A 12,707-nucleotide genomic window follows, 5' to 3' on the forward strand; every position below is an offset into this window, starting at 1 on the left:
GTTGAATCCCTTATGTCTAGGGATTTTTTTGTTTTTTATTTTTTAAAAAGCCGCCATTATATTATACAGTCAATTCAATAAGATTTCCTTCTGGGTCCTCAATAACACTCTCATAATAACCATCTCCAGTGACACGAGGACCGTTAATATGGCGATAACCATCATTTTTTAATCGGGCTGTCATTTGATTAACGGACTCCCTGCTTCCTAAAGAAATGGCAATATGAGCCCAGCCTATCATATCACTCTGTTTTTTCTCATCAATCCCTGATTTACGCATAATCTCTAATCGTGTTCCAGAATCAAAAGTGAGAAAATATGATTCGAATTTCTTCTCTGTATTATGATACTTATTGTTTGACTTACCATAAAAATACGTTTCATAAAACTCTTTCATGACTTCCAAATCATTGACCCAAATAGCTACATGTTCAATTCTCATCTCTTTTTCACTCCATGAGAACTCAAATTTTTTGATTCTTTATAATTCGATTTGTTTAATGATTCTTGCTAGTTCGTTTTTAGTGAGGTAACATCTTAAGGTTTGATTAATTTTTTCTCATCTTATTAATCATTTAATCCCTTTCCATTGAGAATTTGCTGCCTATATTTTTCAACCCTTGACTCCCGAGTTTTGGATTGTTTGGGTGCAGAAAAATAAAGAATGTATGCTCTTTGCCGTCCCGGCGTTAATGCTTCAAAGGCAGTTTTCAAGGCAGGGAGTTCATCGAATTTATTTTGTAATTCTTCAGGAATTATGTATTCTGTCGTCTTCTTAAAATTCACTTCCAAGCCGGCTTTTTCAACTTCAATGGCTTCATAAATATAGGCTTTCAAAATGGTTTCCATTTCAATTATTTCTTGAAGATTGGTAAACCGAATCTGGCGCGCTGCCTGTACATTCTCCGTTTGTTGGATTAGAATCCCATGGGTATCCTTTAATAAGGCACCTTTGTTAAACAGAAGTGCACAATATTCTTTAAATCCATGGATTAAAATGATGTTTTTTTTCTCAAACGTGTAACAAGGATGCATCCACTTAAATTCTTCGGTCAGCTCACAGTCAAGAACGACATTTCTCAGCTTCTCATATTCTTCCTTCCACTTTTTAGCTTTACTTAAAAATTCGTCAACCTTAGGATTCAATCCACTCTTTGTCATCAGGGAACACCCCTCTTCAATTTTTCGATTCCTGACAGTCAAGGATGATCATTCACGATTTCTAAAATTCTTTCTGTCACTTTTTGGCTTTACTTGAATATTCATCAACCTTGGGATTCATCTACTCTTTGTCATAATTCCATTTTAACTTATTTCATTAGTTTTTTAAAACGAAGCCGCTATCATTATTTTTCAATGGGGATCTTTCATCATTCTGACGTTACCACCTGCAACATTTCTCCCCTGTCAATAAAACTCCCAGTGAATTCATGAGTTAACTTTCCATTCTCATTAAAAATAAACGTTTTGTTATCATGCAAGACCTCTGTATCCTTTTTTTCAAAATGAACACCTAGTGTATTCGTTAATTTTTGTATTTCACCCATATTCCCTGTCAGCATTTTAAGGTAGGACCTATCGAAGTTCATTTTTTCTGCATGGAGCTTCATTGCTTCGGGTGTATCATTCTCGGGATCTAGCGAAACTGACACAAGTAAAAGTTGATGTGGATTTATCGCATTCGTTTTAATATCCTGCTGCAGGCTGCTGAAATTTCCCAATAAAATTGGGCAGGCATTTGGATCTATGCAGTTTAAATAGGTGAACGTCATGACAACTTTTTTCCCTAAGAGATTTTGTTTCGTCACTGTATTCCCGTTTTCGTCTAGTAGCTTAAAGTCAGGTAAGGCCAGCTGACTTGTGACCTTATGAGCGTTCTCTGCCGTCTTTACCTCGATTGTAAACTGTTTTTCAACCTCCATTTTTTCCCCATTATGCACTACGCTGATAGTTGCCACCCAGTCACCCTGCATCGGCAAATTGACTGAACCGATATACTTGCCATCCCCAATTTCTTCAGCATGAATGGGGAGTGTTCCGTGGTCCATATTTTTCATATTCAAATCCGCAGTTACATTGGCACCATTTACGGGTTTTCCTTGTTTGTCGACCACCTTAAACTGGATCGCCATCGTTTTTCCTGGGGTAAATGTTTTGGGTGTCGAAAGCTTCACGCTATAGGTATTTGTATTACTGCACCCAGCCATAACTATAAGAAAAATGCTCATTATGAAAATTGCCATTCTACTCAATTCGCTCGACCTTTCAGAAAAATGATTGATCATTTTTCGGTTAATTTTCATCTGCTTGTTTAGTATAGTCTCTCAGCATTTTTTAAACTATGAAGTACTTCACTTATTAACTGGCTATCTTCGAAAAATGTTGAAAAAATTTACCGCTTTCTTCAGCCTTCACTTGAGCCCTATTTATTTATAGACGCCAAAATAAAGAACAGATTGGAACCTTATCCAATAAAATAAAACTAGCTAATTATTATTCTAAGCAATGACCCATGTAATTAAGGAGTGGTCATATGGGTATTATTACAGGTAAAGAGTTCATTGACCGGATCAATCGGCTCAATTCTGATATTTGGTTAGACGGAGAAAAGATTGAAGAAAAACTATCTGTTCATCCCGCTTTCAAAGGACTCATTCGGAGCAAAGCATCGCTATATGATTTGCAGAATGAACCAAACTTAAAGTCCAAGTTGACTTATCAAACGCCCGATACAGGAGAATCAATCGGAATGTCCTATCTGCAGCCAAAAACAAAAAGAGATTTAAAGAAAAGAAGGACGATGATCGAACTTTGGGCAAAACATACGAACGGGATGATGGGGAGAAGCCCCGATTATATGAACACTGTGGTTATGGCCTTTGCCTCCTCCACAGCCCTTTTAGAAGGGAAAGAAAATTGCTTCCCTGAGAATATTCAGTCCCTATATGAAAGAGCTAAAAAAATGGACCTTTCATTTACCCATACCTTTATCACGCCCCAGGTGAACCGTTCACAATACCATTTTGAATCTTCGATGAATCCGATTGCCGCCAAAGTGATTGGTCAAAATGAAAAAGGAATCATTATTAAGGGTGCGCGTTTGCTGGCTACACAAGGCGGTTTAACCGATGAAGTGCTAGTGTACTCAGCAGGGGGAGTTTTTAGTGAAGCGGAAGCATACGCTTTTTCAATCCCAACTGATACCGAAGGCTTAAAATTTATTTGCCGGGAATCTTTTGTCGGCGGGGAATCTTCTTTTAATTATCCGTTAAGTTCACGGTACGAAGAAATGGATACCATTCTTGTCTTTGACAATGTGTTAGTTCCTTGGGATCGAGTGTTTTTTCACAACAATATTGAAGCTGCCAACCAGTTCATACTCCAAAGTCCCTTTTATTCCTTCGCTTTCCACCAAGTAATAACCAGACAAATTGTAAAAACAGAGTTTCTTTTAGGTATTGCTGAGCTTCTTGTCGAGACGATTAATATTAGTGAATATCAGCATGTTCAGGAAAAGATTTCAGAAATCATCATAGGTCTTGAAACGATGAAGGCACTATTAGCTAAAGCCGAAGCAGACGCAAAATTGGATGAGTTTGGCAACATGCGGCCTTGTATAATCCCGCTTCAGGCAGCTAGTAATATTTTTCCTAAAATTTATCCGAGATTCAGTGAAATTATTCAAATTATCGGGGCAAGCGGGATGGTATCGTTGCCGACTGAAAATGACTTTGATTCGGATTTAAGAACGGATTTGGACCAGTATCTTCAGGGAGCGAATGCCTCCGCAGTGGACCGTGTAAAACTATTTCGCTTAGCATGGGATTTAACGATGAGTTCATTTGGCACAAGACAAACCCAATATGAAAGATACTTCTTTGGGGATCCAATCCGGCTATCAAGCCAATTATACAAAAGTTACACAAAAGATCAGTATGTAAAGCGGATAGTGGATTTCTTGAATCATAAGGGGAATCGATAAGAAAGGGTGATAATCGGGGCCCTTTCCTTTGTAATTACTTTTAACATATAGTAATTTTGACAAATCTGCAATAAATAAAGAAACCCATTATCTCTAGGGTTTCTTCATTTTGCATTTTGACAATATACTTTGGATAGTATTTTTAAACAAGCACTTTTTTCAGTTTTTCCGTTAGGGCTGGGATCACTGACTTGTAATCAGCAATCACGCCAATGTTAGCACGCTTAAAAATTGGTGCCTCTGCATCAGTGTTAATTGCCACAACGGTTTTTGCACATGTGATGCCTGCCAGATGCTGACTTGCCCCGGAAATACCAACGGCAATATAGAGGTCTGGAGCGACAATAGCTCCAGTTTGCCCTACCTGCAGGTTAGAGGGAACCCATCCGGCGTCACATGCAGCACGGGATGCACCCACAGTACCTCCAAGCAAGATGGCAAGGGTATGCAGTTCACTAAATCCCTCAGGACCGCCAAGGCCTCTTCCGCCAGAAACGATAATCCGGGCATCCTCAAGCCGGATATCTGACAAGGAAGCCTGGATTTTCACAACAAGTTTGGTCACAATTTCCTCTTCTGATGCAGTATATTCAAAAGGAATGATTTCCCCGATGTGATTCTCAGTAAATTCAGTTATATCCTGACTCTTTTGGCGAATGCCCACTACCGCTTTAGGCCGGGTTGTTTCGTATTCACCAAAGGCTTTCTCACCATAAATCGGGCGAATCCAAATCAATTTGTCGTCATCGGTTTTGAAATCGACTACCTCCGTAATGGCCGATACATTTAGACGGGCGGCCAGCCGGCCAACCAAATCCTTCCCCATCCTATCAAACGAAACAACCATCATATCGGCATTCGTTTGTTGGAATACATTGTAAAGACAATTTACGTATAATTCTACATCGTATTCAGCGAGCAGCGGATTTTGCACATTGTATGCAATACTCGCCCCACAAGCAATGGCCTCTTTGGCACTTTGTTCAGAAGTAGTACCTAATAAGACAGCACGGACCTCTCCACCTATGGAACTAGCTACGCGGGAGCCAAAGACAAGCGCCTCTCTGCCGCCCGGTGTTAAGGAATCTCCCTGTCGATGTGCAAAAACAAGAATATTGGCCATGTCGGCACCCCCCTATAAAATCTTCAGTGCAACGAGTTTGTCAGCCAGCCTGCCTGCAAGTTCATCACCATCATTGCCAGGCAATAGCTCACAGTTCACTTCTGTATTCAACACGTAAGCTTTAACCAGTCTGGCTCCTGGTTGACTTCGTTCACTATCTAAATCAAGATCTTCACTTTCTAAAACTGTAATCGGTTTACTTCTAGCAAGTCTAATATCCTTGACCTTCGGTAGTCGCGGGACATTTGCCTCAGCGCTGATAATAGTAAAGACAGCCGGGGAAGGAACGCTTACCACGGTATACCCGCCTTCCGCCTCACACGAAGCCTTTACACGATCCCCATCTAATTCAAGCTCGGAGACAAGAGTTACACAAGGGATCTCAAGCTCTTCTGCCATTATAGGACCAACTAAGCCCTCCTCGATATCACTCGCTTGATATCCGGTCAAAACTAGCTCAGCTCCGCCAAGTTTCTCGATAGTTCGAGCCAGGATATGACCAACTGCCTGACCATCGAGATCCTCCCATTCTTCTTCCCAAACTCGAACAGCAGCATTGGCTGTAAACGCAAGAGCCCGGCGCAGTATTTCCTCTGAGTCCTCATTTCCCAGACAAAGAGCTGTTACCGTAGCACCCGGTGTTTTATCCCGCAGTTGAATGGCGAGTTCAAGCGCATTTTCTGCGAAGGAATCCAGCTCCATGTCGGAATCGCTGGCATCAGGTCGATTTGTTACGGGATTTATCTCAAAATTTCGTGGTGTGATTTCCGGGTCAAGAACATGTTTTAGACATACAACGATATGCATTTCTGGGTCACCTCGTTCCCAAGTTTAACTTAATCTATAAACCTCGATCATTTTTTGGATCTGGATTCGGCTCTAGTCCATACATTTCTCTTAGTCTCGCTACTGCCTCAGCTGGCGGTTTTGCATTGAAATAGCCTCGTCGGGTCATATATACCCCGGACACTCTCCGCAAATCTGCCAGCGACTCGCACATCTTAATTCCCGCGCCGAAGGAATCGACAATCGGCACATCCCCAATTCTTGAAACTCCATGTGCAGCGAGGAAAACGTTCATTGGGCCTTCTCCAGGTACAATGACATCAGCCCCTTCTGAGATTGCCTTTTCGGCAGCCTTTTTAAATGAGGCAATGACAGGCTCTGGTTTATTAAATCCGGCTAATACTGCATCAAACCCGGCTTCCGTTTGAACAATTGGTCCTAGTTTGCCGCCAAGGCCATAACGGGCAGCATTTTGCTGAAGTTCGTCTGCGAGCGGTGCTAAGAAATTAACAACGCCAATACAGTCACCTAGCATGGAAGCCATATGAAAAGATGCCTGCCCATACCCTACTACAGGAATATCCACCAGAGTTCGTGCTTCTAAGAGACCTACATCGGGAATTGTAGCGATGAACATCGCATCATAGCCTGCCGCTTCAGCCGTAAGAGCCGCCCGGACAAACTGTTCGCGGTGCAGGTTTTGTAAGTAAGCATGAGTAATATAAATGCCGGGATAATGTGTTGGATATGTCTCTTCTGACATTCCGTGTAATACTACCTCAACGTCAGGACGGGCAATCCTGTTTACATGGTTCATAATGGCATCACGATATTGCGGCACCCGATCAATCGTGGTAAGACTTTGATGCCAGATTTTCATCTCATGTACCCTCCTTTTAGTTTTTTCCAGGGTCAGTTAAATAGTTACCTCCACTAAAGCGGATTGAACGGCAATCCGCCCAAAGACAGCAGCTTTCCCCAGCGAGCTTCCAGTCATATATCCGGCACCATGGAATCCGCCTGTTATTTCGCCAGCCGCATACAAACCAGGGATTGTCTCGCCATAAGGATTGATAACCTGCCCCGCAGCATTTACAGCTATACCGGCGTAGGTTGCCAGCATGGCAACTGTCGATTCAAAAGCATAAAAAGGTGCTTTTTCAATCGGAGTCGGCTTACCATAATTATGTGTTAATGTCTTCCGGCCAAAGTCTGGTTCCTCCCCGTTTTGAATCCCTTGGTTGTATCTTGAAATGGTATCTTCTAGAACTTCCAGAGGAACATCTATGCAATCTGCCAATTCTTCTAATGTATCAACCACATATAAAAGGCGGCGGCGGCGCAGTAATTCAAAATCATAAAGCGGGTCGTCAAACACGCTCTTGTCCATTACCGTTTGATCCCAAACTTGATAGCTGATTTGCTCTGGCTGCTCGAATGCAGCTTTACCCAATAACTTATAGGAAATCGATTCGTTAACAAAGCGTTTTCCAAACTGATTCACGATAATTCCACCCTTGTAAAAAGCAAGCCCTTGGGATTTAACCACACCTGTTGCCGTTGGATGGAAACCGTATGTACCATTCAAGTATGGCAGGTCTTGCATCCAGGCACCATGCTCCCAGGCCATCATTAGACCGTCCCCTTGGTTGCCAGCACCGGCAATCCGAAGTGCTCCTTTCAACTGGGGGGCAAATTGATGCAGCAGATCCTCATTTTTTGCAAAACCGCCAGAAGCTAGAATTACTCCTTTTGAGGCTAGAACAGTCTGTTCTGCACCATTAAAATCATATAAAATCCGATTAATTCTTCCACCTTTGTTCTTCAATAAACGTTTGGCCGGTGCACTAAAACGAATAGATACGTTTGGAAGATTCTTCAACCTTCGATAAAGTGACTGAATGGCTTGGTGCGGATCAATGATGTGCCCCCTTGGAACACTGTGGCCGCTTACTGCCTCCAGTGCACGGAATTCAATGCCGTGTTCCACAAGCCATGAATAGGTCTCAAGCTGATAACGTCCATAGGTATTGACCAATGAAAGATCATTCACGCCTCCACCGACTTCAATCATGTCATCCAAAAGGGACTCAGTGGAATCAATGATCCCTGCCGCTTCCTGCATATCCGTTCCAGCAAAGGCCATATATCCTGAACTAAGCACCGTGCTGCCGCCAAGTTCATCCTGTTTCTCAAGCAGGAGAACATGTGCACCTAGCTCACCAGCTTCAACTGCCGCACACATCCCAGCCAATCCGCCGCCCAAAATAACTAAATCATATGTTTCCATCGGTTTTCACACCTCTTACTCTAATGTCTTTAGCACTTCTAAAGCCGCCTCGCATACCTGCATATCATGAGTATAGTGTCCACCGCTTACTCCTACACCGCCAATGAGTTCGTTATCGATTTTAATTGGGTAACCACCACCAAAAATGACTAATCTAGGTGTGTGGACAATACCATGTAATAATGGCGGATCATCTTTGAGTCTGTCGTACCATTCATGTGTCGCTCTATTATAGGTAGCTGCTGAAAATGCTTTGTTTTGAGCAATCTCTAAACTTAGCACGGGTGCACCATCCATTGCAGCAAATGCTTTAATATTGCCCACCCGGTCGACAATGGCAATGCTGAATGGCATTCCTAGTTCTTCTCCCTTTACCAAGGCTGCTTCCAACATTTTTTGCGCTAATGAAAGACTAATATTTTTAGATTCAATTGCTGCTTTTAACTTTTCCATTTTTTTATCTCCTTTTCATTTTGTTATAGATTCACTGGTCGTCCATTTCCAAATGCTTCAATTGCCGCGCCCGTGACGGCTTTCATCTTCGGCAGACATAAATCAACAATTACATTCGCAAGATCAATTGGCTGCAGCCAATTTTCTTTATTCACATCCGGTGTAAGCCCTTCCATCATTTTCGTATCTACTGGACCTGGGCAAACTGCATTTACTCGAATTTTGTCGGGCTTCAATTCTTCACCTAAGGCTTTTGAAAATCCAATTACAGCATATTTTGATGCAATATAAGCGCTTCTGTCAGGGCCGCCTTTTGTTCCCCAGATGGATGATAGATTGATAATCACACCATCTCTTTTTTCTCTCATTTGCGGGACTACTGCCCGGGCACATAAATACACCCCGCGAATATTAACCTCTTGAACAAAATCCCATTCTTCCACCGTTGTTTCATGGAACGGTTTCAGAAGCATCACACCGGCATTATTAATTAAGATATCGATCGAACCCAATTCTTCTTGTGTTTCTTGGACTGCCTTATTTACATCCTCTTCTTTGCGAACATCTCCAACAAGGGAGAGGGCTTCCCCGCCAAGTTCTGTGGAAATATATCTGGCTGTTTCTTCACTTTCAGATTGATTATTAGAAAAAACAGCGACTTTAGCGCCTTGTTTTGCCAATAGAATACAGGTTTCCCTGCCAATTCCTCTACCGCCCCCCGTAACAAAGGCTACCTTATCTTTTAATTCCAAAAAGTACACCCCTTTCCTTGAAAGCATTGCTTATCGTTTAAACCTCAAGCTTCGCTGAATCCGTTACATATGATACGGCATGTGTGCCGGCACGACGGCCAAATACCAATCCTCTAAGCACAGACGTTCCGCCGGGATATTTTCCGTAATAGAGACCAGCTGTTTCTCCTATTGCATATAATCCCGGAATGGGATCATCGTCTTGTGACAGGACCCTCCCGTTTGTATCAGTAGCTAACCCGCCATTTGTGAATACATTGGAGCAGACAATTGGATAGGCAATATATGGTGCCTTGTCAATTGGAATCGCCCAATTTGATTTTGGGGGTGTAATTCCGACTGCTTGTTTTCCATCCTTTTTATCCCAATAGAATTCACCCGGCTGAACAGCGGCATTATATTCTTTAACAGTGGCAGCCAACTGTTCAGCAGGCACCCCAATTTTTTCTGCCAGTTCTTCAAGTGTTTCCGCTACAATAGCTGGTTTATCAGTCTCCAATGCCCGTTCATAATTTGGTATTTCATACATTTTTTGATCGCCGATCATATAGGCCACATGACCAGGAAGATCGTAGAAAATCTTTCGGGCAACCTCTTCATATTGCTCATCAATCGTCGTTTTCCCCTCATCCACAAAGCGACTGCCATTTTGATCGACCAAAATAAAATAAGGGAATGTCATAACAGCAGCCTCTTCCCGTTTACTTCTTGGATCAACCGGCTCGGCATGGAAGGAATCAAACTGGCCAGCCGTTTTGGCACCAATCTCCATTGCCATCCGAATCGCTTCACCCTTGTTGTATAAGCCGCCCTCCGCAACGGTCCGGATTTTATGGGCATCTCTGCCAATATATTGTGCCATCATTTCCTGGTTTCCTTGGAAGCCGCCGGCAGCTAGAACAACAGCTCCTACCTTTAATTGAAGTGATGTTCCACCTTTAACACGCACATTAAGCCCATTTACTGCCCCTTCTTCGTCAAGAAGCAATTTCCATGCAGTAGCTTCGTAAATTATTTCTACACCAAGTCCGCTTGCCCGTCGGGATAAAGTGTCAACAATCGCACGCCCTCCGCCTACTGGCAGTAACCGCGGCCGTGATGCCGTTAAAAACATCGTTGGCAGGTAGTCGAATTCAACCCCTTTTTCCTCTACCCACCTTAAGGTGCTGCCAGCGTCCTTGGCGAGAGTTTCTATGTACTCTCTATCAGAATAGTTGTCTGAAAAAGCCAGCATATCTTCTACAAAATTGTCAGCAACCTCATCGAGATTCTTCATCCGCATATAGGAGGCGGTCCATCTTGAATTTCCGCCTCTATGGTCATAATCAGCCCGTTCTAAGATAGCGATTTTAACGCTTTTATTTGCTTTTTTGGCTGATTCCGCCGCAGATAGTGCAGCTGAGGTTCCAGCTACCCCGCAGCCAATTACAACAATGTCATAATCTACTTCTCTACCCATATCAGTATCCTCCTCTAAAGTTATTTACCTATTTGGCAGCGCTTTATTTTCTGAGTACTTTTCCTCCCACGCAGTGATCTGATTGAGTTTAAAGAGTGATTGTCTTTCTTCCCACGTACAGATCAAATTGTAGACATTTTCTTGTGAACCCTCTGCTTTTAAAATTTTTAATGATTCCGTGATTCCTTTGATTGCTGAACGGAGAACGGTATTCGCACAAAGCATGATTTTAAAACCGATTTCTTCAGCTTCGATTAAAGAAATGAGCGGGGTTTTGCCGCCTTCTACAAGGTTAATAACTTGAGGAATCCCTTTTAATGAACTAGTAATTTGCTTCAATTGTTCAATAGTTGTAGGCGCTTCTACAAAGATAATATCGGCTCCAGCCTCTTTATAAGCATGTGCTCGGTCTAAAGCATCTTCCATGCCATTAACGGCTAACGCATCTGTGCGGGCAATGATGGCTAGATTTTCGTCATGTCTCGTGTCCACCGCAGCTTTGATTTTCCCCACCATTTCACCTTTGGAAACCACATCTTTTCCATTGAAATGACCACATTTCTTTGGTGAAACTTGGTCTTCCATTTGAATCGCTGCCACTCCAGCCCGTTCAAATTCACGGACGGTGCGCATTACATTTATGGCATTGCCAAATCCTGTATCACCATCCACTACAATCGGAATGGTCGTGACATCTGTCATCCGGGCAACGATATCGGCAACTTCTTTTAAGGAAGTTAAGCCTACATCTGCCCACCCTAATTGAGCATTAGATATTCCAGCACCCGTGGCGTAAATCGCTTTAAAGCCAATTTCTTCTATTAATCTAGCAGACATGGCATCATAAGCCCCAGGCGAGATAAAGGAACCTGGTTCTCTAATTAGCTTTTGGAACTCATTTGTTTTACTCACTTCATCCTGTCCCCTTTTATGAAAAAATGTTTTGTAAATCTCTCTTTTCATCCACTCCAGACGAAACTAAATTTCGAAGGGTGCACCCAATTATGTTCAGTTTTAGAATCCTTTCCTGCCTCGATGATTCGCTGATGCCATGTGACTAATACGGTAGTATCACTGTTCAAAACTAATTCCGAAATACTTAGAAGCGGAATCAGTTCATTTTCACTAGTGACCACTACATCCATCTCTTGTGAATGACATCCTCCGCTTAAGGTGACAGCATACCTGCCGGGAGCTGGCAGAGTATAGTAAGGCCTAATTCTTAACGCACTGCCATTCCATTCGCACCCCACTTCATAAGAGCGTCCTAAGAAGGCCGGCAAGTCTTCCACATTTCCTTTAGACAATTTTTTCCGAATGCAAGTGGAACTAATTTTTACCCCGCCGCATTCTACTTTGTTGACTTTCGTAATTTCGAGGATTTCCCCTGAATCACGTTTCAATCGATCCATATTCCCCTCGCCGCGAAAGCCATAAGTATAATCAAAACCTGCAACTACATGGACGACACCGAGATCCAGTAAATATTTAGCAACAAACTTTTCTGGCAGCAGCGATGCGAACTCCCGATCGAATTCAACAATATAAAAAATATCAACACCAAGTTCGCAAAACAATTTCGCTTTATCAGAAAGCGGCATTAAATAATCTACCTTTGTTTTTCCATTCGATAACACTGTTTTCGGATGGGGAAAGAAACTCATAACCGTTAAGGGGAGATTTTTTTTTTTGGCTATCTCAAGAGCTGTCTGAATTACTTTACGATGTCCGTTATGAATGCCGTCGAAAAATCCAAGCGCCATTACACTTTGTTTTGCCTTTAGCTTCCGGTACGGCAGATTTTCAGGATTCAAATAAATCGTTTCCATACAGCTCCTCCTTTAATCCATTTATGCCTCAAT

Annotated in this window: 13 protein-coding genes; 1 reads left to right on the forward strand and 12 read right to left on the reverse strand. The window is 42.5% G+C overall.

The features are described 5' to 3' along the window. Positions 1-61: 61 nt before the first annotated feature. The 3 genes from ACIQCO_RS01460 to ACIQCO_RS01470 form a co-directional block, all read right to left on the reverse strand. A complete protein-coding gene (locus tag ACIQCO_RS01460) occupies positions 62-442 on the reverse strand; it encodes a VOC family protein (RefSeq protein ID WP_400424988.1) in 381 nt (126 codons plus the stop codon). A 125-nt stretch (positions 443-567) separates the two neighbouring features. Then, a complete protein-coding gene (locus ACIQCO_RS01465) occupies positions 568-1,161 on the reverse strand; it encodes a YdeI/OmpD-associated family protein (protein WP_400424991.1) in 594 nt (197 codons plus the stop codon). A 209-nt stretch (positions 1,162-1,370) separates the two neighbouring features. Beyond that, positions 1,371-2,228 carry an SCO family protein gene (locus ACIQCO_RS01470; protein WP_400424993.1) on the reverse strand — a complete coding sequence of 286 codons (858 nt, stop codon included), beginning with the start codon at positions 2,226-2,228 and terminating at the stop codon, positions 1,371-1,373. Positions 2,229-2,533: 305 nt separating this feature from the next. Between ACIQCO_RS01470 and hpaB the strand changes: the two genes are divergently transcribed. Next, positions 2,534-3,982 carry a 4-hydroxyphenylacetate 3-monooxygenase, oxygenase component gene (gene hpaB, locus ACIQCO_RS01475; RefSeq protein ID WP_400424996.1) on the forward strand — a complete coding sequence of 483 codons (1,449 nt, stop codon included), beginning with the start codon at positions 2,534-2,536 and terminating at the stop codon, positions 3,980-3,982. A 142-nt stretch (positions 3,983-4,124) separates the two neighbouring features. Here the strand turns inward: hpaB and ACIQCO_RS01480 are convergent, their stop codons facing one another. From ACIQCO_RS01480 to ACIQCO_RS01520, 9 genes are read right to left on the reverse strand one after another with little or no spacing between them, the layout of a single operon-like run. Beyond that, on the reverse strand, positions 4,125-5,105 hold the full coding sequence (locus ACIQCO_RS01480) for an electron transfer flavoprotein subunit alpha/FixB family protein (protein WP_400424999.1): 981 nt from the start codon (positions 5,103-5,105) through the stop codon (positions 4,125-4,127). A 12-nt stretch (positions 5,106-5,117) separates the two neighbouring features. After that, a complete protein-coding gene (locus tag ACIQCO_RS01485; protein WP_400425002.1) occupies positions 5,118-5,912 on the reverse strand; it encodes an electron transfer flavoprotein subunit beta/FixA family protein in 795 nt (264 codons plus the stop codon). Positions 5,913-5,946: 34 nt separating this feature from the next. Further along, on the reverse strand, positions 5,947-6,771 hold the full coding sequence (locus tag ACIQCO_RS01490; RefSeq protein ID WP_400425004.1) for an aspartate/glutamate racemase family protein: 825 nt from the start codon (positions 6,769-6,771) through the stop codon (positions 5,947-5,949). Positions 6,772-6,807: 36 nt separating this feature from the next. Then, complete coding sequence (locus ACIQCO_RS01495; protein ID WP_400425006.1) at positions 6,808-8,181, reverse strand: FAD-dependent oxidoreductase; 1,374 nt, start codon at positions 8,179-8,181, stop codon at positions 6,808-6,810. Between the two features lie 15 nt (positions 8,182-8,196). Then, on the reverse strand, positions 8,197-8,634 hold the full coding sequence (locus ACIQCO_RS01500) for a GlcG/HbpS family heme-binding protein (protein WP_024028305.1): 438 nt from the start codon (positions 8,632-8,634) through the stop codon (positions 8,197-8,199). 23 nt (positions 8,635-8,657) lie between these two features. After that, positions 8,658-9,395: an SDR family NAD(P)-dependent oxidoreductase gene (locus ACIQCO_RS01505; RefSeq protein ID WP_400425902.1), complete on the reverse strand. Its 738-nt coding sequence runs from the start codon at positions 9,393-9,395 to the stop codon at positions 8,658-8,660. 28 nt (positions 9,396-9,423) lie between these two features. Then, complete coding sequence (locus tag ACIQCO_RS01510) at positions 9,424-10,845, reverse strand: FAD-binding protein (protein ID WP_400425009.1); 1,422 nt, start codon at positions 10,843-10,845, stop codon at positions 9,424-9,426. Between the two features lie 24 nt (positions 10,846-10,869). Beyond that, complete coding sequence (locus ACIQCO_RS01515; RefSeq protein WP_400425012.1) at positions 10,870-11,757, reverse strand: isocitrate lyase/PEP mutase family protein; 888 nt, start codon at positions 11,755-11,757, stop codon at positions 10,870-10,872. A gap of 47 nt (positions 11,758-11,804) precedes the next feature. After that, positions 11,805-12,674 carry a bifunctional riboflavin kinase/FMN adenylyltransferase gene (locus tag ACIQCO_RS01520; protein ID WP_400425014.1) on the reverse strand — a complete coding sequence of 290 codons (870 nt, stop codon included), beginning with the start codon at positions 12,672-12,674 and terminating at the stop codon, positions 11,805-11,807. Positions 12,675-12,707 lie beyond the last annotated feature (33 nt).

Source organism: Neobacillus sp. NPDC093127 (assembly GCF_044754175.1).
Taxonomy (GTDB): Bacteria; Bacillota; Bacilli; order Bacillales; family Cytobacillaceae; genus Neobacillus.